Origin of the sequence: Aliiroseovarius sp. M344 (genome assembly GCF_025140835.1) — a bacterium.
GTDB lineage: Bacteria > Pseudomonadota > Alphaproteobacteria > Rhodobacterales > Rhodobacteraceae > Aliiroseovarius.
Genome location: NZ_CP081153.1, coordinates 2119560 through 2139611 on the forward strand (window position 1 = coordinate 2119560; position 20052 = coordinate 2139611).

At 58.8% G+C, this 20052-nt stretch carries 16 protein-coding genes; 5 read left to right on the forward strand and 11 right to left on the reverse strand.

Features of this window, described 5'->3' with window-relative positions:
- The first annotated feature begins 55 nt into the window (after positions 1-55).
- The 3 genes from K3556_RS10335 (at position 56) to K3556_RS10345 (ending at position 3242) form a co-directional block, all read left to right on the forward strand.
- Positions 56-1066 carry an ABC transporter permease gene (locus tag K3556_RS10335; protein WP_260516712.1) on the forward strand — a complete coding sequence of 337 codons (1011 nt, stop codon included), beginning with the start codon at positions 56-58 and terminating at the stop codon, positions 1064-1066.
- The gene (locus tag K3556_RS10340) at positions 1059-1967 is read left to right on the forward strand and encodes an ABC transporter permease (protein ID WP_260516713.1); all 909 of its coding nucleotides are present in this window, start codon (positions 1059-1061) and stop codon (positions 1965-1967) included. Before K3556_RS10335 ends, K3556_RS10340 begins: the two co-directional genes overlap by 8 nt.
- A gap of 210 nt (positions 1968-2177) precedes the next feature.
- Complete coding sequence (locus tag K3556_RS10345; RefSeq protein WP_260519224.1) at positions 2178-3242, forward strand: YeeE/YedE family protein; 1065 nt, start codon at positions 2178-2180, stop codon at positions 3240-3242.
- On the opposite strand, the gene K3556_RS10350 is transcribed toward K3556_RS10345, so the two are convergent.
- The 10 genes from K3556_RS10350 to K3556_RS10395 all read right to left on the reverse strand — a co-directional run bounded on the left by K3556_RS10350 (position 3175) and on the right by K3556_RS10395 (position 15585).
- The gene (locus K3556_RS10350; protein ID WP_260516714.1) at positions 3175-4461 is read right to left on the reverse strand and encodes a DUF3422 family protein; all 1287 of its coding nucleotides are present in this window, start codon (positions 4459-4461) and stop codon (positions 3175-3177) included. The two genes, K3556_RS10345 and K3556_RS10350, sit on opposite strands and share 68 nt — an antisense overlap.
- 109 nt (positions 4462-4570) lie before the next feature.
- The gene (gene murD, locus K3556_RS10355) at positions 4571-5980 is read right to left on the reverse strand and encodes a UDP-N-acetylmuramoyl-L-alanine--D-glutamate ligase (RefSeq protein WP_260519225.1); all 1410 of its coding nucleotides are present in this window, start codon (positions 5978-5980) and stop codon (positions 4571-4573) included.
- A 99-nt stretch (positions 5981-6079) separates the two neighbouring features.
- Positions 6080-7162: a phospho-N-acetylmuramoyl-pentapeptide-transferase gene (gene mraY / locus K3556_RS10360; protein ID WP_260516715.1), complete on the reverse strand. Its 1083-nt coding sequence runs from the start codon at positions 7160-7162 to the stop codon at positions 6080-6082.
- Positions 7163-7183: 21 nt separating this feature from the next.
- Positions 7184-8599, reverse strand: a complete 1416-nt coding sequence (gene murF / locus K3556_RS10365) for a UDP-N-acetylmuramoyl-tripeptide--D-alanyl-D-alanine ligase (protein WP_260516716.1) — start codon at positions 8597-8599, stop codon at positions 7184-7186.
- Positions 8596-10101 (reverse strand): UDP-N-acetylmuramoyl-L-alanyl-D-glutamate--2,6-diaminopimelate ligase, encoded by a 1506-nt coding sequence (locus K3556_RS10370; protein WP_409557745.1) that lies wholly within the window; start codon positions 10099-10101, stop codon positions 8596-8598. Before K3556_RS10370 ends, murF begins: the two co-directional genes overlap by 4 nt.
- A 5-nt stretch (positions 10102-10106) precedes the next feature.
- A complete protein-coding gene (locus K3556_RS10375; protein WP_260516717.1) occupies positions 10107-11903 on the reverse strand; it encodes a penicillin-binding protein 2 in 1797 nt (598 codons plus the stop codon).
- Positions 11900-12241 carry a cell division protein FtsL gene (locus tag K3556_RS10380; RefSeq protein ID WP_260516718.1) on the reverse strand — a complete coding sequence of 114 codons (342 nt, stop codon included), beginning with the start codon at positions 12239-12241 and terminating at the stop codon, positions 11900-11902. The genes K3556_RS10375 and K3556_RS10380 overlap by 4 nt, the downstream gene beginning before the upstream one ends.
- On the reverse strand, positions 12241-13239 hold the full coding sequence (rsmH, locus tag K3556_RS10385) for a 16S rRNA (cytosine(1402)-N(4))-methyltransferase RsmH (protein WP_409557746.1): 999 nt from the start codon (positions 13237-13239) through the stop codon (positions 12241-12243). Before rsmH ends, K3556_RS10380 begins: the two co-directional genes overlap by 1 nt.
- 1 nt (position 13240) lies before the next feature.
- Positions 13241-13756 (reverse strand): division/cell wall cluster transcriptional repressor MraZ, encoded by a 516-nt coding sequence (mraZ, locus tag K3556_RS10390; RefSeq protein WP_260516720.1) that lies wholly within the window; start codon positions 13754-13756, stop codon positions 13241-13243.
- A 752-nt stretch (positions 13757-14508) separates the two neighbouring features.
- Entirely contained in the window at positions 14509-15585 is a 1077-nt protein-coding gene (locus K3556_RS10395; RefSeq protein ID WP_260516721.1) for an Mrp/NBP35 family ATP-binding protein, read from the reverse strand.
- A 456-nt stretch (positions 15586-16041) separates the two neighbouring features.
- Between K3556_RS10395 and K3556_RS10400 the strand changes: the two genes are divergently transcribed.
- Both K3556_RS10400 and K3556_RS10405 read left to right on the forward strand, forming a co-directional pair.
- Positions 16042-16269 carry a DUF1127 domain-containing protein gene (locus K3556_RS10400; RefSeq protein ID WP_260516722.1) on the forward strand — a complete coding sequence of 76 codons (228 nt, stop codon included), beginning with the start codon at positions 16042-16044 and terminating at the stop codon, positions 16267-16269.
- A 428-nt stretch (positions 16270-16697) separates the two neighbouring features.
- Entirely contained in the window at positions 16698-16946 is a 249-nt protein-coding gene (locus tag K3556_RS10405) for a ParB N-terminal domain-containing protein (protein ID WP_260516723.1), read from the forward strand.
- A gap of 507 nt (positions 16947-17453) precedes the next feature.
- On the opposite strand, the gene K3556_RS10410 is transcribed toward K3556_RS10405, so the two are convergent.
- The gene (locus K3556_RS10410; protein ID WP_260516724.1) at positions 17454-20039 is read right to left on the reverse strand and encodes an ATP-dependent helicase; all 2586 of its coding nucleotides are present in this window, start codon (positions 20037-20039) and stop codon (positions 17454-17456) included.
- Positions 20040-20052: the final 13 nt, after the last annotated feature.

Consider the following 20052-nt stretch of genomic DNA (forward strand, 5'->3'; position numbering starts at 1 on the left):
TGGGCCAACACCCGCCCCAACCGGTGGGCAGCCCCGAAGGACCGCAGGTCGTCACATGTTCACCTATACGCTGCGGCGGCTTGCCTTTTCTGTTCCGGTGTTGCTGGCCATCAGCCTGGCGATCTTCCTCTTGATCGACCTCGCCCCGAATGATCCAACTGCCAACCTGCCACTGACAATTCCGCCGGAAATGCGCGAGCAAATTCGCGTCGGTCTTGGTTTGGATGCGCCAACCCATCTGCGCTATCTTCTTTGGTGCAAACAGTTTTTCATCCATGAGCCCCTGAACCTGATCGAGGCGCTGACGGGTTGGGCCGGCCCCAGCGATGATCGGTTCAGGGTGCAAAGCTGGTCCGCGCGCGCGCCCGTTGTTGATCTGATCATCGAGCGGATGCCCCAGACCCTGTGGGTGGTCGGGCTGTCCATGCTGATCGGGATCATGATCGCCCTGCCGCTTGGCATCCTGTCCGCCTATCGCCAATACGGGTGGGTCGATCAACTGGGCACGTTCGTGGCCATGGTCGGCTTCTCGGTCCCCAGCTTTTTTCTGGGCGTTTTGATGATTATCGCCTTTTCGGTGAACCTTGGCTGGTTTCCGTCGATCTATGACACCACGCACGAGGTGACGGACTGGCAAAGTCTGGGCGTCCAGATCCGGCAGATGATCATGCCGGTCATGGTGCTGGCACTTTATAACACCGCTCAATTCAGCCGTTATATGCGGGCCGCCGTTCTGGACAACCTGCATCAGGACTATGTGCGCACCGCCCGTGCCAAAGGGATGTCCGAGACCCGTTTGGTTCTGGGCCATGTGCTGCGCAACGCGATGATCCCGGTCGTGACCGTCATCTCCCTGACCATTCCGCAGATTTTTGCCGGCGCGATCATCACCGAGCAGGTGTTCAAGGTGAACGGTTTGGGGCAGCTGTTGATCAGCGGCATCCAGAACGGCGACGTGCCGCTGGTGCAGACGCTGACGTTTCTGTTCGCGGTTCTGATTGTCCTGTTCAACCTTCTGGCCGACATCCTGTATGGCATTCTCGATCCGAGAATTCGCTATGACTGAACCGGTAACAGTCTTTGCAACGTCGCGCCCCCGCCGCGCCACGTTATGGCGTCGCTTCGGCGCGCATCCCGGCGCTGTGGCAGGCAGCATGGTCTTTGCTCTGATCTGCATTGCGGTGCTGATAGGCCCGATGATCTGGGGGATCGACCCTGCACAGATTGATATCGGCGCAAAAAATCAAGGGGCAAGTCTGACCCACCCGCTTGGCACTGACCAACTGGGGCGGGACTTGCTGGCGGCCCTTTTGGCGGGCGGACGGGTTTCCCTTTTGGTTGGGGTGGTGGCGATGGCGCTTGCTCTGTGCCTTGGGGCGCTGATTGGTGTCATCGCAGGCATGTCTCGCAGATGGGACGCGCCTCTGATGCGCCTGACCGACCTTTGCCTGTCTCTGCCGCTTTTGCCGCTGCTGCTGGTCGCCATCATGCTTTGGCGCGACAGTTTACGAGCCCAGTTTGGCGCGGAGCTGGGCATCTTCCTGTTGATTGTCGGCGTCATCGGCCTGACCAGTTGGATGCAAACTGCTCGGATCGTTCGGGGCAGCGTGCTGGCACTGCGCGAACACCAATTCGTCATGGCAGCAACCGCTCTGGGCACGCAACCCTTCGCGATGATCCGACGTCACATTCTGCCCAATGTCCTGAGCCCGGTTCTGGTCTCGGCCACCCTTGGGATCGGCCATGCGATCCTCACCGAAAGCGCGCTTAGCTTTCTGGGGTTAGGCTTTCCGTCCGATGTGCCAACCTGGGGCCGGTTGCTGTTTGATGGCACAAATTACATGACGCTGACCCCATCACGCGTGATCTGGCCGGGGCTGGCAATCTCGCTGACCGTGCTCAGCGTGAACTATATCGGCGACGGGCTGCGGGACGCTCTTGATCCGCGTTGGCAACGGCGCTGGTAAATCGTCAAAAAAGAACGCGACAGGCGGGTAGTTAACCCGTGCAAGATCGCTCGCCCAACGAGACCAGCGACGGGGCGTAAGACGTTCGCCCTCAATGCTAGGTTTCGGGAAATAATTCTGCATGATCCGGCACATCTCATCCCTCTTACCCTTGTCAGGCCCAGTTTCGCACGCCAGATGGAACACATTCCCAAATGCGGAGACGTGAAGATGTTTGAGACTTTTGGCTTTGAGACCCTGACCCCTCGCACAGCCTCCATCCTGTTCGGATTGGGCTTGGGCGCGGCATTTGGCTTTTTGGCAGAGATCACGCGCTTCTGTTTGCGGCGCGGGTTGATCGGCGGTGGCGACAACAATCGGTCCGCCTTGGCAATTTGGGTGACAGCTTTGGCCGTCGCCGTTTTGGGCACGCAGGGCTTGGTTCAGGCTGGCCTGATTGAGTTTTCTGAGCATCGCTTCCACGCCGCAGGCCTGCCCTATCTGTCGATCATCATCGGCGGGCTGATTTTCGGTGCTGGCATGGTCATGACCCGCGGATGTCTGTCACGGCTTGCCGTGCTTGGAGCATCTGGCAACCTGCGCGCATTGGTCGTGTTGGGTGTTGCCGCTCTGGCTGCACTCGCCACACTAAAAGGCCTGCTGGCGCCTGCGCGCGTTGCCATAGAAGCTGTCGTTACACCTGCCCCGGCACTGCCCCTTTGGACCGCCGCGGTGCCACTGGTGATTGCGGGCTATCTTGTAGTTCAATCGCGCCCACGCGCCGGTCTGCTGGTGCTGGCCGCCCTTCTGGGCGCACTCATCCCATTGGGTTGGCTGGGCACGGGCCTTGTCCTGCAAGACGAATTTGATCCGATCACGTTTGAAAGCCTTTCGTTCACGGCCCCCTTGGCTGACACACTGTTCTGGACAGCTGCGGCTTCGGCGGTTGGCGGCAATTTCGGTACCGGCCTGATCGGTGGCGTGGTGCTGGGCGCACTGGCGTCTGCCCTGTTCGCGGGACGTTTTCAATGGCAGGGCTTTGAAGGACCGGGTCAGATGGGGCGTTACCTGACCGGCGGCGCGCTTATGGGCGTTGGCGGCGTTTTGGCCGGTGGCTGCACCGTAGGCGCTGGTATCTCTGGCGTTGCCACTCTGTCGACAGCGGCCGTACTGGCGCTGCTGGCGATTTCGGCAGGGGCATGGATGGCGGGGCGCGTGGATGCGCGCCTCACTTCTCGATCGAATGACGGATCCGTCGCACGCCCAGCCACACAAGCCCAACCACAGGCAGCGTAAGCGCGGCGGTCAGCATGCCCTTCGATATGCCAAAGAACTCTGTCATCGGGTAAGCAAGGTAGCCCGCCAAAGACACCGCGTAATAGCTGATCGCAACGACAGACAGACCCTCAACAGTCTCTTGCAACCTGAGCTGCATGTCTGCGCGTCGGTCCATGCTCTCCAGCAAGGCTTGGTTCTGTTCGGAACGTTGCACATCCACACGCGTCCGCAGCAGGTCCCCGGCACGCACGGCCCGTCCGGCCATGTTTGACAGCAAACCTTCGGCGCTTTTGATCGTGCGCATTGCGGGATCATAACGGCGCATCATGAATTCGCTCAGCGTCTGGCGCCCTAAAAACCGTTCCTCGCGCAACACCTTGATCCGCTGCAATACAATCGCCTCATAGGCTTTGGTTGCGCTCAGACGAAACGACGCCGAGGCGGTCAGATCTTCAAGCTGCGACGAGACCCCAAGCAACTCGTCAAGCGTGGTTTCTGGTGCTTCGTCACCGCGCGACATCGCCCCAACCAAATGTGTAAGCTCGCCATCAATCTGGCTGAGATCGGCGAGCAAATCGCGCGCCAGCGGCAGGCCTAGCATCGACATGGACTTGTAGGTCTCAATCTCGCACAGGCGTTGGACGATCCGTCCAATCCGCCGTGCACCAGTGTCTTTCCGGGTGAACGCTGCAAAGCGCATATGGCCCGACGGATCAATTCGGAAGTCGCCGGCCACCATGGCCGCCCGATCCAAAACCCAGGTCGAGGCAACGCTTTCAGCAACAAACCAATTACGGATTGCCTGTTCCATCTCGGCCTCGCTGTCGGGCATGATGTCGATCCGAATATGGGCCGAGGTCAGGCGTTGGCCCGGCGCTGTTTGCAGCCAGTCATCCGGAAACACATCAAAGGCAGTGGGGTCAAAGGCCCGCGAACTGATCCCGTCAGCAAAGACCGTATATGTGACAAATTCGTTGTGCTGTTCCCATTTCAGATGGTGGCGCCCTATGGCTCCGAAATAGTGGTTCGCGCCCGGGCTTGGATGCGGCGCGCCAAAACGGTCCAGCAGGTCAATCAGGTGCGCGCGATCAGCGTCACGGTCCCGGCTGGACGCATCTTCGGGCCGTTTCACCGCCAGATAGACCGCCGTAGCAGGCGCTTTCAAAGCAGGCGATGGTCGCGCATGCAGTTCGTTTGCCAGCGCGTATCGCTGCGGGTGGTCATCCATTGAAAACATGTCGCGCCTTTCCTGTTGCGACAGAGGTAACAGAGACGTGACACATTGCAACCCCTTTAAAACAAGGGATTTTCGGGTTTTTTCGTATGCTGTGGAATACCGCTAGCGCTCACGCATCCCAAAGATACTTGGCGACCTGACGGGTGAAATCCTCGCCACGCATTTCGAAATCTTTGTACTGGTCGAAACTGGCCGCCGCCGGGGCCAGCAGGACGGTATCGCCCGATTGCGCGTCGCGCGCGGCCAGTGCCACAGCTTGCTCCATGGTCTCGCAAATTTCGTGCGGGACGTCGCCCAATTGCAGGGCAAATTCGCGCGCCGAATGGCCGATCAGATAGGCTTTCGTAACGCCGGACAAGTCATCGGCGGACAGGGCCTCAATCCCCCCGTCTTTGCCCAGACCACCAGCAATCCACCGAATGCTTTTGAAGGCCGCCAAAGCTGCCCGCGCACTGTCCACATTGGTCGCCTTGCTGTCATTGACGAAAGCCACGCCGTCTTTCTCACCAACAAGTTGCGAGCGGTGCGGCAAGCCCTTGAACGTGTGAAACGCGGCTTCGACCTGCTTGGGTGACAGTCCAAGGGTGCGACAGGCCGCATAAGCTGCGCAGGCGTTTTGGTGGTTATGGGTGCCGGGCAGCCCTTTGATAGGGCGCAAGTCAATCGAGCCGACCTGCCGCCCCTTGCGATATTCGGACAAAAACCCTTTGCGCGCAAAGACCTGCCATCCCGGCCCGGTCAGTTTGCGATCAACCGAGATGCGGATCACGCGATCATCCGCCGGGCCTTCGGACAATTGCCCGGCCAGATAGACGCCTTCCGCCTCGTCCACGCCGATCACGGCGCGGTCAGGCCCGCCTTCGGCAAACAGGCGTCGCTTGGCCGCGAAATACCCGCCCATACCGCCGTGGCGGTCCAGATGGTCGGGCGACAGGTTGGTAAACACGGCCACATCAGGCGTCAGGGCCCGCGCCAGATCGGTTTGATAGCTGGACAGTTCCAGCACCACGACCTCGCCGTCATGGGCCGGGTCGATGTCCAGCACGCCGCGCCCGATATTGCCGGCCAATTGCGCGGGTCGCCCGGCCTCTTGCAGGATATGGTGGATCAGCGCCGTAGTCGTGGACTTGCCATTCGACCCGGTGATCGCGACGACCTTGGGCATCACCTCGAAACTGTCCCAGTCCTGATCAGCAAAACTGCGAAAGAACAGGCCGATGTCATTGTCGACAGGCACGCCCGCCTCCATCGCGGCGGCGATGATCTTGTTGGGTTCGGGATACAGATGCGGAATGCCGGGACTGACGATCAACGTGGCCACATCCTGCCAGGCGTCGGCTTTCGTCAGGTCGTATAAGGTCAGGGCCTGACCTTCGGCGCGGTCGCGGGCTTCAGACCCATCGTCCCAGCACAAAGCTTCTGCGCCGCCAGCTTCCAAAGCGTGCGCCGTTGCAAGGCCCGAGCGGCCAAGCCCCAGAACCGCAACCTTCTGGCCTTCATAACCTTTGACCGGGATCATCCGTGCCTCCTCGTTCGTCTGATCCATCGCTACCGGACTTGTGCAAAAAAAAAAAGCCCCACCGAATGGCAGGGCTTTGGTCATCAGTATTGCGCCGTCTTACCGAACCTTCAGCGTCGCCAGTCCAATCAGCGCTAGGATCAAGGAAATGATCCAGAAGCGGATGACGATCTGCGGCTCTTTCCAGCCCAGATGCTCAAAGTGATGGTGAATGGGTGCCATCAAAAACACCCGGCGACCAGTCCGTTTGTAATACAGCACCTGAATGATGACCGACAGCGCTTCGACCACAAACAGGCCGCCGACGATTGCCAGCACGATCTCGTGCTTGGTGGCGACCGCAATGGCGCCCAGTGCGCCGCCAAGAGCCAGCGAACCGGTGTCGCCCATGAACACCGCCGCAGGGGGGGCATTATACCACAGAAACCCAAGCCCCCCGCCGATCAGGGCAGAAGTGAAAATAAACAGCTCACCGGTGCCAGGGACGTAGTGCACATCCAGATACTCGGTGAAGTCAACGCGGCCAACGGCATAGGCGATGACGCCCAATGTGCCCGCTGCAATCATCACCGGCATAATCGCCAATCCGTCCAGACCATCGGTCAGGTTGACCGCATTCGCAGCCCCCACAATCACGATCATCACAAAGGGCACGAAGAATATACCCATGTTCAAAAGTGTGTCCTTGAAGAAGGGCAGCGCCAGTTGAAACTGCAATCCCTCCGGGTGGCTGATCGAGGCGAGATAGCCCGCGATCGCTGCAATCGCCAGCCCGATGGCCATGCGGATTTTACCGGAAACGCCCGCTGTCGTGGCTTTTGAGACCTTGGCGTAATCGTCTGCAAATCCAATCAAACCAAAGCCATAGGTGACAAAAAGCGTGATCCAGATATAGGGGTTGTCCAGCCGCGCCCACAAGAGCGTGGACACCAGAAGCGCCGACAGGATCAACAGCCCGCCCATTGTCGGCGTCCCCTGTTTTTCCTTGTGGCTTTCAGGGCCATCCTCGCGGATCGGCTGGCCCTTGCCCTGCTTGCGGCGCAAGATGTTGATCAACGGTTTGCCAAAAATAAACCCGAAGATCAGCGCGGTGAAGAACGCCCCGCCCGAGCGAAACGTGATATAACGAAACAGGTTGAAAACATCGCCACCGTCCGAAAACTCGGTCAACCAATACAACATATTGTGGGTCCCTTTTTGGAGTTATCCGAGCGATTGGCCCATTTTGCGCAAGACGTCAACTGTTTGAGACACAAGCGACCCTTTAGAGCCCTTGATCAAGACAACATCACCCGCATCGACGATTTTGCGAAGATGGGGCGCCATGTCGGCGGCTGTTTCCACCCATACCCCCTGTTGATCGCCATCAAGGCGATCCCAAAGGCGTTTCATCAGGGGACCGACACAGTGGATTTGATCAAGGGGTTTGATGAATGGCAGGTCCGCGATGGCGGCGTGCAGTGCTTCTTCATCCGGGCCAAGTTCCAACATATCGCCAAGGATCGCGATCCGGCGGCCTTTCTGGATGCGCCCAACGCCGTTTTCGGGCGTCATGGCCCCAAGCACCTCAAGTGCGGCGGCCATTGAGGTCGGGTTGGCGTTGAACGCGTCGTCGATCAACGTCAGGGTCAGGTCCTCGCTGGCGTCCAGCAGGACCTCTTCGCGGGTGCCGCGTCCTGATGGCGGCGCCCACAACACCATATCACGTGCCGCTAGTGTCGTGTCAGCACCCAATGCTTGGGCCGCAACCAGACAGGCCAGTCCATTCATCGCAAAGTGCCGGCCCGGCGTTGCGATTTTGAACAACTGCGTGTCGCCGGCAACCTCGGCTTTGCAAATCGTTGCATCCGGGGTCAGTGACACATGGGTCAACCTGTGGTCGTTCGCCGCGCCTTCCCCAAAGCTTTGTTGATCAAAGCCTTCGGCCGCCAGCGCCAGCACCGGTGAGGTATCTAGATCGCCATTGAACACGGCAGTGCCGCCCGGCTCCAACCCTTTAAAGATCGCGCCTTTTTCGCGGGCGATGCCAGCAAGGTCGTCAAACGCCTCCAGATGGGCTGCCGCTACGGTCGTGACCATCGCGACATGGGGGCGGGTTAAACGCGCCAGCGGTCCGATCTCGCCGGGATGGTTCATGCCGATTTCGATCACAGCATATTCGGTGTCCACGGGCATTCGCGCCAGCGTCAGCGGCACGCCCCAATGATTGTTATAACTCGCTTCCGCCGCGTGGGTTGGACCCTGTGCCGACAGAACGGTGCGCAACATTTCTTTCGTCGAGGTTTTGCCGACCGATCCTGTCACCGCAACCACACGTGCCGCCGACCGTGCCCGCCCGGCGCGGCCAAGCGCTTCCAGCCCCTCCAGCACATCCTTCACGATCAACAACGGCGCGTCGGGGGCGACATTATCGGGAATGCGACTAACCATCGCGGCCCCGGCCCCTTTTTCGAGCGCCTGCGCCACGAATTCATGGCCGTCGCGAACATCTTTCAGAGCGATGAACAGATCGCCGGGCTGGATCGTCCGTGTGTCAATCGACACGCCGTCAACAGTCCAGTCACCCTGTGCTGTCCCGCCCGTTGCCGCTGCGGCGTCTTTTGCGCGCCACAGGCTCATGCCAAATGCCCGTCAAGTGCAGCCACAGCGACTGACGCCTGTTCCGCATCATCAAACGGCAGCACATCGTCGCCAACTGTCTGGCCGGTCTCATGCCCCTTGCCCGCGATCAACAGCGCATCGCCGGGGCCAAGCGCATCAACACCGCGCAGGATCGCTTCGGCCCTATCGCCGACATTCGCGGCCTCGGGACAGCCTGCCATGACCATCGCGCGGATCGCCGCCGGATCTTCGGTGCGTGGGTTGTCGTCGGTGACGAACACGACATCGGCGTTTTCTGCCGCCGCCAGTCCCATCAGTTTCCGTTTTGAGGTGTCGCGGTCTCCGCCCGCGCCGAACACCACGACCAGTCGACCCAGCACATGCGGGCGCATGGCGCGCAGCGCGGTTTTCAGGGCGTCGGGGGTGTGGGCATAATCCACAAACACCGCGGCCCCGTTGTCGCGGGTCGCGGCCAGTTGCATCCGGCCACGCACGGTCTCGAGATCCTTGAAGGTGTCAAACACATGCTGTGGCTCTGCCCCGCATCCGATCGCCAGCCCGGCCGCCGCAAGCACGTTATCTGCTTGAAATCCGCCGATCAGGTTCAACCGCGCGGTATGTGCAGTGCCGTTCCAAGTGAACATCAACTCTTGCCCTGTCGCATCAAACCGGCGGGCCTTCAGGCGCAATTCGCAATCGTCGTGCTGCCCCACCCGGATCAGCTGCTGGCCGCGCGCTTCGGCGATGGTCGCCATTTCGCGCCCTTTCGGGTCATCCATGTTGATCACAGCGGTGCCACCTTCGGGCAGCACGCGCGCGAACAGTCCCGCTTTGGCTGCGAAGTATTCCTCGAAGGTTTCGTGATAATCCAGATGATCTTGCGTGAAATTGGTAAAGGCAGCGGCCGTCAAGCGCACACCGTCCAGCCTGCGTTGCACAAGCCCGTGTGACGACGCTTCCATCGCCGCATGGGTCACGCCAGCCCCTGCCATATCCGCCAGCACTTTGTGCAGGGTGATCGGTTCGGGCGTTGTATGTTTCAGGGGGGCAGTGAACGCGCCCTCGACACCAGTCGTGCCGATATTCGCCGCTTCGATCCCCAACAGGGTCCAGATTTGGCGGGTAAATGACGCAACCGAGGTTTTGCCGTTCGTCCCGGTCGCCGCAACGATGTTTTCAGGTTGCGCGCCGAACCACAGAGCCGAGGCAAAGGCCAGTGCCATCCGTGGATCTTCGGTCACAACCAGCGCCACATCCGACGCGTCAATTTCGGCCTTGGCAATCTTTGCGCCTTCCGGGTCGGTCAAGATTGCAGCCGCCTTCATGCGCAGCGCATATTGGATAAACTCACCCCCATGCACCTTGGCCCCCGGAAGGGCTGCGAACAGATGACCGGGTTTCACCAACCGACTGTCGACCGATAGACCAGTGATTGGCACCTCTTTACCGCCCCGGGCGCTTAGCCCCAGTTCAGCCAGGGATTTTATAGTGGTCTCAGCGCCCATGATACTCGTGCCCATCCAGATCAGTTTGAGGTGAGTGTTACCCCAGTTGCGAGAAGGGATTCAACGACAGGTTCTGGTTCAGGCTTCAAGCCCAGAAGCGGCGCGACGCGGCGCACGATCTCAGCCGCAACAGGGACCGAGGTCCACCCTGCGGTGCGGCGCGGTTTGGGCCCAGACGTTTCAACCGGTTCGTCCAAGGTCACGATCAGCACATATTTCGGGTTGTCGGACGGAAACATGCTGGCAAAGGTATTGATGACCTTGTCGTCGTAATACCCGCCGCGCGGCTTGGGTTTATCGGCGGTGCCGGTTTTGCCGGCCACCTTGTAGCCCGCCACTTCACCAAAAGACGCCGTGCCTTCAGTCACAACTTTGCGCAGCATGTCGCGCGCCGCTGCGGCAGATTCTGTTGACATGACACGCGGACCGCGCGCCAGCCGGTCTTGCTTCAACACTGTAGGCTTAACGGCAAACCCGCCATTGGCAATCGCTGCATAGCCTGCCGCCAGATGCATCGGCGTGGACGATAGTCCGTGCCCATAGGAAATCGTGACCGAGCTGAGTATGCCCCATTTCTCTGGAAGCAAGGGTTGCGAGCCGCGTGCCTCTACAATTTCAAAAGGCGTCCGTTCGAACATCCCGATGGACCGCAGAAACTCCTGCTGTCGTTCCGGCCCAATTTCCAAAGCCATCCGCCCGGTGCCTCGGTTAGAGGATTTAACGATGATATCTGAGACGCTAAGCTTGCCGTAGTTTTTGTTCTTAAACTCTCCGATCCGGTAGCCCGCAATCTTCATCGGCACGTCGGTGTCGATCACCGTGTTCGGATTGACCAGCCCAAGATCCATTGCCTGAATTGCTGTGAATATCTTAAAAGTCGAGCCAAGCTCGTACACGCCCTGCACTGCGCGGTTGAACAAGGGGCTGTCCGATTGATCCCCCTTGGTCAGAACACGTGGGCGCTTGTTGGGATCAAAATCCGGCAGCGACACGACCGAGACAACTTCGCCGGTATGAACATCCATCAGCACCGACGCCGCGCCTTTGGCGTTCATCAGCTTCATACCGCCATACAACACGCGCTCGATTGCGGTCTGGATGGTCAGGTCGATCGACAGCTCAAGCGGCTTGTCGCCATTGGCGGGATCGCGCAGATAGTCGTCGAACTGTTTTTCGACCCCGGCCACGCCAATCACTTCGGCGGCGCTGACGCCTTCGCGACCAAAACTCGCCCCGCCCAGCACATGGGCTGCCAGTTTGCCATTGGGATATAGCCGCATTTCACGTGGCCCGAACAACAGGCCCGGCTCGCCAATATCAAACACGGCCTGCTTTTGCTCTGGGCTCAGTTTTTTCTTGATCCACAGGAACTTACGCGTGCCTGTGAAGTCTTTGATCAGACGCTCGCGCTTCAGGTCCGGGAAAATTTTGATCAGCTCATCCGCCGCGCGCTCTGGGTCCACCATCTGGGGCGGCTGGGCATAGAGCGCATGGGTCACGAGGTTGGTGGCCAGAATGCGGCCCTGACGGTCCACAATGTCAGCGCGCGCGGTTGCAATCGCTGAGCCTGGCGCATGCGCGCGCGGTTCCTGCGGCTCGGTCGCTGACAACATCGCCATACGTCCGCCGACCACCAAAAACGCACACAAGAACAGACCGGCCAGGACCAAAAGCCGCCCTTCTGAACGCAACCGCGACCGGTCGCGGATTTCGTCATGGCGATGGCGCAGATTCTCGCGCTCGATCACATCAGGGTTTTCACCTTTTGCGCGGGCCTGAAGAATGCGGGCCAGAGGGCGCAGGGGGACGCGGGTCATTGATCAATCTCCCCAATAACATCAAAGGCTTCGGTGATTTCGGGCAGTTCTTCGATTGGATAGGATACCTGATCGACCCGCCCGAACTGCTCGGGCGCCAAGGGCAAAAGCCCCAGCTTGTCATAGTTCAGCTCGGCCAGATCGCGCAGCCGATCAGGGCGATTTAGATACGCCCATTCAGCGCGCAACACGGTCAGTTGCTCCTGCATCTGCCCGATTTCAAGCTGCAAATCTTCGACGCGATCCAACGAAGCTTGTGTTTTGTAATTCTCGGAATAGGCCCAATAGGCCAATGCCATGACGACCAAAGCAGATGTGACGTAAAGCAAGCTACGCATTATGATTTATCCTTGAAGACAAGGGGTGGAAGGCCAAGTTTGCGCCGGTCCGACGGACCAGCCGGGGCATCTGTGCGGGTAGCAACCCGCAGGCGGGATGACCGCGCACGGGGGTTTTCGGCGAGCTCATCAGCATCCGGTGCGATGGCTTTTTTGGGGGTGAGCTTGAAGCGTGGCGTTTCCTGTGCCTGCTCGGGCGCATAGCGCGACCCGCCCCCGCCTTCGGAGGCGCGGGCCTGAAAAAACCGCTTCACGACACGATCTTCCATCGAATGGAAGGTGACGACTGCCAGTTTGCCGCCGGGCTTCAACGCGCGCTCGGCGGCTTCAAGCCCATCAATCAACTGTCCGAACTCATCATTCACCGCAATGCGGATCGCTTGAAACGACCGGGTTGCGGGATGGCTTTGGCCGGGCTTTGAGCGCGGCAGGCATTTCTCGACCACACTGGCCAGTTGCAGCGTGGTTTCGAACGGTGCGTCTGCACGCGCCTTCACAATTGCCCGCGCGATCCGACGCGATGCACGTTCTTCGCCATAGTGATACAGGATGTCGGCCAGCGCTTCTTCGTCTGCGTGGTTTACGATGTCGGCGGCAGTTGGTCCGGATTGGCTCATCCGCATATCTAACGGCCCGTCGCGCATGAAAGAAAAGCCCCGATCCGCCAGATCAAGCTGCATCGAGCTGACGCCAAGGTCCAGCACCACGCCATCCAGCGGGCGGCCGGCAAGCTCGTCCATGTCAGAGAATGTGCCTTCGCACAGGGAAAGGCGGTCGCCATATTCCGCGGCCCAATCGGCCGCCATGTCAAACACCATTGGGTCACGATCAATGCCGCACACCCAGTCAGCGCCCGCATCCAGCAATCCCCGCGTATATCCGCCCGCCCCAAACGTGCCATCCGCCCAATCACCAGAAACAGGCGCGACCGCTTCTAAAAGCGGCCGTAGCAAGACTGGGATATGAGGACGTTTTTCGGTGGCAGCCGGATCGGTCATGTCAGCCATCCCCACCGGAAACGGACCCGCCACTTAGAAGTGTCAGCGGGTCGAAATCTTCGGGCTGTTCATCCAGCCAGGCTTCGGCCTTGGCCATTTCAACGTCTTCGTATGTCTCGGGCTTCCAGATCTGGAACGTGTCACCGGTGGCGATGAAGAACGCCTCGTTCTCAAGACCGATTTTTGCGCGCAGCTTGGCGGGCAGCACAAGCCGACCGGTTTCGTCCACGGTTGTGGGCAGCGATTGACCGTTGAACATGCGTTCCAGCATCCGCCGCTCGATCGAGCCGCGCGGCAGGTTGGCGATCTTCAGATCAACCTCGTCGATGGCTTCGATTGTGTAGCATTCAAGGTAATTGCGGCGGTGATCGCCATAAACAATAACAATATTGGGGTTCAGACCGTCGGTCCAGTCGGGGTCGCCAGCTTCCAGAACACGGCGAAACAGGGCTGGGATCGACACCCTGCCCTTCGCATCCACCTTATGGTGGCTTTCGCCTCTGAATCTGCGTGCCACTTTCGCGGCTCCTTCACTGTCCCAATTTCACTGCGCCCCCATCTAAGTCGGGGGCTGAAATAGAAACGGCGGATTGAGCTGCTGCCACTGCCCAATCCGCCGCCTGTCCCGTTTCCGGGTGTCCAGCTGCGCGCGCCACCTGGGGGGATGTCTGCTCGCGTTCGCGCCGGATCTCTTTCTTAGGATGAAGCGGGTGCCTGTATGAAACCTGACTTGGGAGTGTCACGAGGTCTTGTTGCCTCTTATGTCCCGTCCTCATCTTGCATTTAGGGATAACTTGGGAAATCGTGGGACGCAACAAGTTTTTATGCATTAAGGTTGCCAGATGTTGTTTTGGAAGATGTGCAAAAACAACATATTGTGTGAAAATCGGAAAGTTAGACACGACACCTAGCTGAATATGGAAGTGATAAACACCATATATAGTGCTGCAAGCGCAGCATAAAAACTTCCCCTAATTTCCCAAAAAAATTCCCAACAGGCACCACCATACGGCGTCTGTCCGATATTCAGACGGCGACAGAATCTGCAGAAAAGCAATGAATTTGGATTGATTCGGCCGAAATCCGCCCGTTACCGATGATTTCTCATGCCACGCGCCCTAGCACGGCCCATGACTTCCCATGCCAAGGCCCATGGTTTCCCATGCAATGCCAAGTCGCCCTGCAAAATGCATGCAACTTGCGGATTCAAGGAGTTTAAGGCGTTTCGCCAAAAATCGGTGAGTCAGGTTTTTCTCGAAACGCTTTAGGTCAGGCGATACCGCGCGCGATCATGTCGCGGGCGAGTGTGGCATAGGCCTCGGCGAGAGGCCCGTCCCCCGCTGCCGCAGGTGTCCCGCTGTCCCCAGCCAGTCGCACGTCCAGCGACAATGGTATTTCACCAAGGAAGGGCGCGCCCAGTTCGGCGGCTTCATCTTTGACGCCACCATGGCCGAACAAATGCGCCTCGTGTCCGCAGTTGGGGCAGACATAGGTGGACATGTTCTCGATCAGTCCAAGGATTGGGACGTTCACCTTCTGGAACATGTCAATCGCCTTGCGCGCGTCCAGAAGTGCGACATCCTGCGGCGTCGAAACGATGATCGCCCCGGTCATCTGTGATTTCTGCGCCAAAGTCAGCTGAACGTCGCCCGTGCCGGGCGGCAGGTCGATGATCAACACATCCAAGGGCGCCCAATCGACCTGAAACAACATCTGCTGCAACGCACCCATCAACATGGGTCCACGCCAGACCACGGCCTCGCGGTCCGATTTCAGCATCAACCCGATGGACATCATCTTCACGCCATGGGCTTCAACCGGGACCAGTTGTTCGCCATCCGGTGAAGATGGCCGCTGTGTGGTCCCCATCATGCGCGGCTGCGAGGGCCCAAGAATATCGGCATCCAGCAGCCCGACCTTGCGCCCCTGTCGCGCCAACGCGACGGCTAGGTTCGAGCTGAGTGTCGATTTCCCGACCCCGCCCTTGCCCGACGCAATCGCAATGATGTTTGCCACCCCCGGCACCGGCAATGGACCACCTTGCGGTTTCGGGTGCCCCCCGATCTTCAGGTTGGGCGGCGGTGTTGCGGCTTTGGCAGGACCATGGGCGGTCAGAATGACTGAAACACGTTCGACCCCGTCCAAGGCCGCAATCGCCGTCTCGGCCGCGCGCCGTTGCGCCTCCATGCCTGCAGCTTGTTCGGGCGTCGGGGCCTCAATCACGAAACTGACCGATCCGCCATCAACCGTCAGCGCCCGCACCATGTCGCGCGACGCCAGATCCCCGCCATCTGGCAGAGCAATGGAGGACAACGTGCCCATTATCTTTTCGCGCATATCCGACATCTGTGTCTCCTTCAGCTTGGCCCATTACTTGGCAGCTTTGAGCGCAGGTGCAAGGGGCATTCATGCCGTGCTGTGCGTGATATTGATTCCTTCTACCAAGAAAAAGTGACCGCCCCACCCTTGGAACATCCCATTTGCATTTTGGTTTTCCGGCGCCCTTTTAAGCATCACTGATATTTTTTACGCAGGTAAAATAATTGACTTTAGGTAAGCTGATTTCACAAATGCGCTGCAATGCAGCAATTGCGCCTTGAAGGACGCGAATTGTGACACCAAGCGCTTATATTTATGGCATTTTCATGTATGCGCCCACCGCATACCAGCTTTGCGGTCGCAGGGTATTGTGCATCTGCAGCATAACCCCCATCTTCTGCTTCAAGGCGACAGTGTGAGCGCCAACAAGAACATCAGCGGCCCCGCCGCCCCGCCCCGCAGGGTTCTGCGGCAGAGACGAAAATGAGTGAGAAAATGACATACGCAAATGAAATTCTGCTGGCACCTGCCAGCATTGCCGACCGGATCGTTGCCCGTTTTTCCGAATGGAAAGAGAAGCTGGAGCAACGCGCCCAGTACCGCAAAACCGTTCGCGAACTGTGGAACCTGTCCGATCATGAACTGCAAGATCTGGGCATCAATCGCAGCTCGATCCGGCTTGTGGCGCGCATGGCCGTCTACGGCAACTAAGTTTCCGAGCCGCCTCCCACCTCCTCCCGGGTGGTGGCTTTGATTGGCGGCGGGACCGACCTCCTCCCCGGTTCCGCCGCACAAAAAATAAGTTTCGGGCCTTCTTCCTCCTCCCTTGAAGGTCCGCGGGTCGCGGCGGCATCTACCTCCTCCCAGGTGTCGCCGCACCCCCAAAGATCCGGGACGTTCCTACCTCCTCCCAGGAACCATCCCGATACGGTGACGGGTCTACCTCCTCCCAGACCCCAAACCACATGACGTCGGGTCTCTACCTCCTCCCAGAGCCCCGCCTCACAACAGAACGGCGGCGCCCACCTCCTCCCGGGCGTCGCCGTTTTTTCATGCAGAATAGATGGATGGGCGGCGGGCGACGCCCACGCTCATTCGATAACACTGGCTATCTTGCGAAACGACGTGCAAGCTGGGGTATGCTGAAAAAAGAAACTCTGCCCATCGCTGCAATCCGTGTCCCCGTCAAGCGCATGAAAACGCTGGACGCCGACAAGGCCCTTTCGCTGGCTGAGGACATTCTTGAGAACGGGCAACAAACACCGATCCGCGTGCGTGAGGACAGCAAGGGCTATGTCCTGATCGAGGGTTTGCACAGGTTGGAAGCCTTGAAGCAGCTGGGCGAGGAAACGATCGAAGGCTACAAAGTCCACGCAAGACTTCACTAATCGTGCCATCGCGCTTTTCGTCGGAAACAATGTTATGATCGCAAAAAGTAATTGGGTGGTCTTGTAGGCGGTCCAGGCGTTGATTGCGAAAAACGTAAACTAAATAGTTGCAATCAGCATGAGCCAAAGTCTTGACCACAAACGCGCAGGCGAGAGTGGAGGATTAAGATGTCCGCAGATTATTCGTCCGAACAAATATCGGCCTTGGCTGATTATGTAGACAAAAATTACAAAGACCCAGAACGCACCGAGTTATTGAAACAACTGCGTGATGCGTATGTCGAAGCTTGCACCAGAGAAGAAGCCATTAGACAAAAACACCAAGAAAACTCTCAGATAAAAAGAATAAGGGCACTGTATGACAGCCCATCTACGGCCAATGCAAACGCGGCGCGAACAAAGTGCCATGTATGCGATGGACAGGGTGATTACGCTGGGCGGACGGGTCGGCGAAGATGTAGTCATTGCTATGGAAAAGGTTACATTTAAGCTTTGCCTTTTGGCACATCAGCCCGCCTGTGCAGCGGGCACGATGAACTTCGACACGACCTTTTTGGCTCCCGCCTTGTCAAACTCGATATCCAGTTTGTCGCCTTCAATGCCCATCACGGTGCCATACCCGAATTTTGTGTGAAACACCCTGTCGCCTTGGGTAAAGGACGACACGGCAGTGGCGTCGATCACCAAGCCGCGCGCTTCGTTCGGGCTGGATTTGGCCCGCAGGTTCCCCTGTGACTGCATCCGCCTCCACCCCGGCGAGTTATAGGCATCCGCCCGGCTGGCTTTCTCCTCCAAAGGGGAATTGCCGCCGAAATCCCCGGCCATGCCCCCGTACCCGCCGCCGTAAAGGCCGGGCGCGGTCAGCACCTCGACATGATCAGCGGGCAGCTCGTCTACAAACCGCGAGGGCAGTTGTGACTGCCACTGGCCATAGACGCGCCGGTTCGCGGCAAAGGAAATCGTGCAAACCTCTTCGGCCCGCGTGATACCTACATAGGCCAGCCGCCGCTCTTCCTCGAGCCCCTTAAGACCGCTTTCATCCATCGAGCGTTGAGACGGAAACAGCCCGTCTTCCCAGCCCGGCAGGAACACAGCGGGGAACTCCAACCCCTTCGCGCCGTGCAAGGTCATAATGGTGACCTTTTCCTCGGCGTCGTCGGTGTCATTGTCCATGATCAGGCTGATATGTTCCAAGAAGCCTTGCAGGTTCTCAAAACTTTCCAAAGCTTTGACCAGCTCTTTGAGGTTCTCCAACCGCCCCGGTGCCTCGGGCGTTTTGTCATTGAGCCACATGTCGGTGTAGCCGGAGTCTTCCAGTATGGTTTCAGCGAGTAAAATATGATCACCTAGTAGGATCCGAATGTGCTTTTCGAGAAGTTCAATTCTTGATTCACATTGAGCAATTCGAGACTTTAGTCGCAAAGCCGCCTCGGCCTGCGCAGCAATCTCTTCTTCGCCGTCAGGTATCGCGATCTCAACACTCACAAGATGTTGAGAAAGCTTTCTAATTTCCCGCCTCTCACAGTAGATCTTTGCTCTATGAACACGCAATTCCCGTGCATCGCCAACGTGTGACACAAGGTAGCTCCAGAACTCCAAGTTGCCTACAAGTTCAGCAAGGGCCTTGCCGCCTTTACCCTTTACTGCAGACGTAGCCGCCGCTTTTTTCGCACCTTCAAATTGTGACTTTCCGCTGCGTGTTCCTAGATTTCTGATCGCCGTGGTAGCGACATCACCCAGACCACGCTTGGGTTTATTGACGATACGCTCAAAAGCCAAATCGTCGGCCAAGCTGACCGCCAGCCGGAAATAGGCCATCGCATCGCGAATTTCCAAACGTTCATAGAAGCGCGGGCCGCCGATCACGCGATACGGCAGACCGATGGTCAGGAAACGATCCTCGAACGCGCGCATTTGGTGAGAGGCGCGCACGAGGATGGCCATATCGTCCAGCGACATCGGCGCCCTGCCCCGTGTGCCCGATTGCATCGCCTCGATCTCTTCCCCGACCCAGCGGGCTTCTTCGTCGCCGTCCCAATGGCCGATCAGGCGGACCTTCTCGCCGCCCTCGGCGTCGGTCCAAAGCTCTTTGCCCAGTCGATCTTCATTGCCCGCAATCACGCCGGACGCGGCGGCCAGAATATGCGCAGTGGAACGGTAGTTTTGTTCCAACCGGACAACTTTCGCGCCGGGAAAATCCTTTTCAAACCGCAGGATGTTGCCGACCTCGGCCCCGCGCCAGCCATAGATCGACTGGTCGTCATCGCCCACGCAGCAGATGTTCTTGTGACCCGCCGCCAGCAGGCGCAGCCAGAGGTATTGGGCGACGTTGGTATCTTGATATTCGTCGACGAGGATGTAGCGAAACCAGCTTTGGTATTGCTTCAGGATATCGTCGTGTTTCTGGAAAATCGTGACCATGTGCAGCAGCAGGTCGCCGAAGTCGCAGGCGTTCAGCGTCTGCAATCGCGCCTGATATTGCGCATACAGTTCCGGTCCACGACCGTTGAAGGCGTTCGCCTCTGACGCAGGCAACACCTCGGGCGTCCACGCGCGGTTTTTCCAGTTGTCGATCACACCAGCGAGCAACCGCGCGGGCCAGCGCTTTTCGTCGATATTGTTGGCGGCAATCAGCTGTTTCATCAGCCTGATCTGGTCATCCGTGTCGAGAATGGTGAAGTTCGTTTTCAGCCCCACAAGCTCTGCATGACGGCGCAGAAGCTTCACGCAGATCGAATGGAACGTGCCCATCCAAGGCATCCCCTCAACCGTCTGGCCCAACAGGCTGGCAACACGTTCCTTCATCTCGCGCGCCGCTTTGTTGGTGAAGGTCACGGCAAGGATTTCGTTCGTCCGGGCCTGCCCGGTGTTCAGCAAATGCGCGATCCGTGTGGTCAGGGCTTTGGTCTTGCCCGTCCCGGCACCCGCCAACATCAATACCGGACCCTGCAACACCTCGACCGCTTCGCGCTGTGCCGGGTTCAGCCCATCCAGATACGGCATCGGGCGCGCGGCCATTGCCTGTTGCGACAGGCTTGGACGCGCGGCGGCCGCAGGAGCCTTGGGGGCATCGTCTTCGTTGAAATCGCTCATGCCTGCTCTTTAT

Coding starts and splice junctions, on each gene's coding strand:
- K3556_RS10335 (WP_260516712.1), top strand. CDS start 56: ATGTTCACCTATACGCTGCGGCGGCTTGCCTTTTCTGTTCCGGTGTTG.
- K3556_RS10340 (WP_260516713.1), top strand. CDS start 1,059: ATGACTGAACCGGTAACAGTCTTTGCAACGTCGCGCCCCCGCCGCGCC.
- K3556_RS10345 (WP_260519224.1), top strand. CDS start 2,178: ATGTTTGAGACTTTTGGCTTTGAGACCCTGACCCCTCGCACAGCCTCC.
- K3556_RS10350 (WP_260516714.1), bottom strand. CDS start 4,461: ATGTTTTCAATGGATGACCACCCGCAGCGATACGCGCTGGCAAACGAA.
- murD (WP_260519225.1), bottom strand. CDS start 5,980: ATGATCCCGGTCAAAGGTTATGAAGGCCAGAAGGTTGCGGTTCTGGGG.
- mraY (WP_260516715.1), bottom strand. CDS start 7,162: ATGTTGTATTGGTTGACCGAGTTTTCGGACGGTGGCGATGTTTTCAAC.
- murF (WP_260516716.1), bottom strand. CDS start 8,599: ATGAGCCTGTGGCGCGCAAAAGACGCCGCAGCGGCAACGGGCGGGACA.
- K3556_RS10370 (WP_409557745.1), bottom strand. CDS start 10,101: ATGGGCACGAGTATCATGGGCGCTGAGACCACTATAAAATCCCTGGCT.
- K3556_RS10375 (WP_260516717.1), bottom strand. CDS start 11,903: ATGACCCGCGTCCCCCTGCGCCCTCTGGCCCGCATTCTTCAGGCCCGC.
- K3556_RS10380 (WP_260516718.1), bottom strand. CDS start 12,241: ATGCGTAGCTTGCTTTACGTCACATCTGCTTTGGTCGTCATGGCATTG.
- rsmH (WP_409557746.1), bottom strand. CDS start 13,239: ATGACCGATCCGGCTGCCACCGAAAAACGTCCTCATATCCCAGTCTTG.
- K3556_RS10395 (WP_260516721.1), bottom strand. CDS start 15,585: ATGTCGGATATGCGCGAAAAGATAATGGGCACGTTGTCCTCCATTGCT.
- K3556_RS10400 (WP_260516722.1), top strand. CDS start 16,042: ATGAGTGAGAAAATGACATACGCAAATGAAATTCTGCTGGCACCTGCC.
- K3556_RS10405 (WP_260516723.1), top strand. CDS start 16,698: ATGCTGAAAAAAGAAACTCTGCCCATCGCTGCAATCCGTGTCCCCGTC.
- K3556_RS10410 (WP_260516724.1), bottom strand. CDS start 20,039: ATGAGCGATTTCAACGAAGACGATGCCCCCAAGGCTCCTGCGGCCGCC.